Origin of the sequence: Halapricum sp. CBA1109 (assembly GCF_009741825.1) — an archaeon.
GTDB lineage: Archaea > Halobacteriota > Halobacteria > Halobacteriales > Haloarculaceae > Halapricum.
Map to the genome: position 1 here is coordinate 1 of NZ_WPCA01000201.1, position 3,659 is coordinate 3,659.

Annotated in this window: 5 protein-coding genes and 1 pseudogene; 2 read left to right on the forward strand and 4 right to left on the reverse strand. The window is 67.9% G+C overall.

Going from position 1 to position 3,659, the window contains the following annotated elements:
- Positions 1 to 32 precede the first annotated feature (32 nt).
- The 4 genes from GJ629_RS14970 to GJ629_RS14985 form a co-directional block, all read right to left on the reverse strand.
- Positions 33 to 332, reverse strand: coding sequence for an SHOCT domain-containing protein (locus GJ629_RS14970; protein WP_157513733.1), 300 nt, complete (start codon positions 330 to 332; stop codon positions 33 to 35).
- A complete protein-coding gene (locus GJ629_RS14975) occupies positions 332 to 778 on the reverse strand; it encodes a hypothetical protein (protein ID WP_157513734.1) in 447 nt (148 codons plus the stop codon). The genes GJ629_RS14970 and GJ629_RS14975 overlap by 1 nt, the downstream gene beginning before the upstream one ends.
- 130 nt (positions 779 to 908) lie before the next feature.
- Entirely contained in the window at positions 909 to 1,592 is a 684-nt protein-coding gene (locus GJ629_RS14980) for a helix-turn-helix domain-containing protein (RefSeq protein ID WP_157513735.1), read from the reverse strand.
- Positions 1,593 to 1,771: 179 nt separating this feature from the next.
- Complete coding sequence (locus GJ629_RS14985; protein ID WP_157513736.1) at positions 1,772 to 2,266, reverse strand: FlaD/FlaE family flagellar protein; 495 nt, start codon at positions 2,264 to 2,266, stop codon at positions 1,772 to 1,774.
- A 145-nt stretch (positions 2,267 to 2,411) separates the two neighbouring features.
- Here GJ629_RS14985 and GJ629_RS14990 point away from each other — a divergent pair, with 145 nt between their 5' ends.
- Complete coding sequence (locus GJ629_RS14990) at positions 2,412 to 3,317, forward strand: ParA family protein (protein WP_157513737.1); 906 nt, start codon at positions 2,412 to 2,414, stop codon at positions 3,315 to 3,317.
- Positions 3,314 to 3,659 (forward strand): annotated as a pseudogene (locus GJ629_RS14995) (chemotaxis protein CheW); the annotation flags it as partial. The gene GJ629_RS14990 and the pseudogene GJ629_RS14995, both read left to right, overlap by 4 nt.

Consider the following 3,659-nt stretch of genomic DNA (forward strand, 5'->3'; position numbering starts at 1 on the left):
GACGGCGGGGACGTGTTCGAACAGTTCTGAACTCAGTCCGGGCGCTCCCGACGGGCGTCGCTCTCACGGCGGTCCCGCGGCCGGTCCGCCCTCCGCCGGCCGTCCAGCGCGCGGATCACGGCGACGGCGAGCAACACCGGGACCGCGAGCCACAGCCCCATCCAGAGCAGGCCGCCGTACAGACCGCCGCCGGCCATCCCGCCGCCCATCGCGCCGCCGCCCATCCCGCTACCGTGTGCGGCGGCCGTTCCGCTCGCGACCACCAGCACGGCGACCGTCGACAGGGTGACTCGACGCGCGAGACGCGACAGCACGGAGTCGTCTGGCGTCATCAGTGACACCCCCACGCGCCGTGACCGCCCGCCGTCGCGTTCCCGACAGTGTTGTTCGCGGCAGGCACTGCGGTTCCGTTCGCGGCGACACCGTGGGCGTGCGTCACGTTCCCGGTCGCGTTCCAGCCACTCACTGCACCGTGTGCGTGCGTGCCGTTCGGGACGGCGCCGCCAGCGTGGTACTGGCCACCAGCTTGATGCTGACCATCAGCGTGGTGACTGGCGCCGTCAACGTGGTGACCGCCGCCGGCAGCGTGACCCTCGGCGGCGCCGTGCATCGGTCCGCCGGGTCCGTGGTGGCCGGTCGCCGCTCCGGGGTGGTCACCGCGGGGGTCGTCAGTCACGGACGCCCCGTCCCCGTGGGCGCTGACCAGCGGCACGGCCAGCGCGATAGCGAGGACGACGAGTCCGACGAGCAACCATCGGTCGACGGATAGATCGGTCATCGTGGTTCTCCTCACCCGGTTATACCACCCCCGAGCGGTTATCCTCGTGGGCGTGAACTGAACGAGGGGAGCGTCCGAGAACGTTTATAGACGGTTCTAACCGTGTTTGAGAACAGAGACCGTTCGTGGCTCACGATTCCGGGGCGTCCCCGTCGGTGAGGTCCTCGCTTGGGTAGACACGGTAGGTCCGGCCCTGCGGTTCCCGATAGAGTAGACCTCGCTGTTCGAGGTCGCTCACCGTCTGGCTCACCTTGCTCTTGGAGAACTCCGCGCGGTCGCGGAGTTCGATCTGTGTGAGTCCCGGCGAGTCGACGACCGGCCCGAGCACGCGGCGTTCGTCCTCGGGGAGGAGGTCGAGGACGCGGTCGGCGGGCGCCGCCGTGGGCGGGTCGTCGTTCGCGGCGGCGACACCGGCCTCGTCGTTCCCGCTGTCGGGGTCGGCCGCAGTCTCGGTCGGATCGGGGTCCCCGCCGCTCTCGCTTGCCGTCGTCGCTTGCGCCTCGGGGGACGATCCGCCGTTCGCCGCTTGCGCCGCGGAGGCCGACGTGTCGCTCGCCGCCGCCGAGGCCGTCCGCTCGGTCCCACCGTTGGACTGCTCGTCGCGGACGAGGAGATAGCCGACGACGACGAGAGCGGCGAGCAGTACGGTCCCGAAGGCGTACGCGACCGGCGCGGGACCGGCGGTACCGCCCATCGGCGAGTGCATCCCCGATCCCATCATCCCGGATTGGGGGGTCGCTCGCCACGTTAGCACGCCGCCGACCAGCAGTGTCGCCGCGACGACGACGGCGACGAGGCGGTCGCTGCGGTTCATCCGATCACCCGCGGAGGCGAACTGTCCATACTCGAAGTACCGTCACCGGCGGCGAGTCCTTTTCGGTTCGGGACAGGTCAACACCACTCCTCGTACTGGTAGACCCGAGCGCGGTTCAGCGCCTCCGGTTCGCGGTTAGACCCGGCGTGCTAGGAAGGTAGAAGTATCGCCTAAGAGACTCAGTTCATCGCGGCGAGTTTGGCGATATACACCATACTCAGGAGGTGGTCGTCGACATCGAGGCCGTCGGCGTCGGGCGCGGACTGGTCGTCGATACCGAGGAGGTAGTCCCGCAGGTCGTCAGAGACGTCTTCGGTGACCCACTCGACGGACTCGTAGTACTCTAAGGCGTTCTGTGCGCCCCGGAACCCGCCGTGGAGGAGGAGAAACTCGAGCCACTCGAAGACCAGAAACTCCGCGGCGTGGGTTTCGGGGAGCGTCGAGAGATAGGGCTTCTCGTCGTCGCCGGCGGCCGCCAGCGGCAGCAACTCCCGGTAGAGACGGGCGCGGAAGCCGTCGTCGGCCCCCGACTCCGCCTCCTCGAAGGGGTCCCACTCGACGTCCGGGTCCGGCCCGACGGCGTCGCCCTCGTCGGGTCTGGGGTCGCCGGACCCGCGCTCGCGAGCCATCTTCCGGAGTTCGTCGAGGTCGTAGTCCTTGGGGTTGATGGTCATAGCTGTTGTCTCGTAGATACCGCCTACACCGTGTTAAAGGTTTCAGACGGGTCAGACGGTCGTCTGACGCGTCCGATTTTCCGATTTGATACCCCGGAGCGTATTTTTATAACGTGTCGTCCCAGAGTGTCCCCCAACGGTGGCAATGAGTTCCAACGGACCCCCGCGCGTGTGTGTGACGAACGCCAAAGGCGGGACCGGCAAGACGACGATAGCGATCAACGTCGCCGGCGCGCTCAACGAACGGGGTCGGGACGTGCTGTTCGTCGACCTCGACCCGCAGGGCAACGCCACCGAAGGACTGGGGTTGCTCGACGCCTACGACAGGGCGCCCCCGACGTTCTTCGACGTCCTGACGGACCCGACACGCCACGACCAAGTCGGCGAGTTGATCGTCTCCCACGAGGAGATGGACGTCCTGCCGAGCAACATCGACCTGCTGCAGGCCGAACACGAACTGACCATCGCCGACCTGATGGCCCGCGTCGAGACTGACCCCGAACTGGGTATCGACCCGGCGACGCTGACCCCGCTTGCGATCAACGCGACGCCGGCGCTGGTGTCGGGCTCTCACGCACTGGACGTCCTCGACACCGTCCTCTCGAAGGTCGAGTCCGAGTACGACTACGTGATCATCGACTCGCCGCCCTTCTACGGGAAGTTGACCGACACCGGTATCTACGCCGCCCAGCACATCCTGATCCCGGCGCTGACCGAGGCCAGTTCCGAGCGAGCCATCGAGTTGCTGATCGACCAGATGGCCGCGCTGGAAGGCCAGACCGGCATCACCGTCGAGACGGTCGGTATCGTCGCCAACCGCGTCGAGAAGACCAACGAGGACCGGGAGATGCTGGCGTGGCTGAGCGAGGTGTTCGACGGCTTCCCCATCTGGGAGGTCCGCAAGCGTGTGGCCCTCCAGCGGGCGTTCTCGGCGGGAGAATCCATCTTCGGCTACGACCCGAGCAGCGATATGGCCGACGTGTTCCTGTCGATAGCGGAGACGTTCGACGAGCGGTTCGGCTACGCCGACCAGACCAAGGTGACACCATGAGTGACGACGACAGAATGGACCGCGCGCGCCGGATCCGGCAGATGCGCGAAGGCCAGCGGAACGGCGACGACGAGGCCGCGGGCCACTCCGGCGACGAGGCACAGGACGACGACCAACGCGACGACGGCCCGAGCGAGACGGACGACGACGCGACCCCCGAGGAGCGGTCGAACCAATCGCCCGACGACGGGGCCGATGGCGGCGAAACGGCCACCGGGAACGGTGGCGACGAGACGGCCACCGAGGAGGAAGGAATCGAGGCCGACGACACCCCGACCGAAGCGGCCGAGGCAGACCCCACCGACGACGAGTCGGCGTGGTTCGACGACGACGCCGACGAGG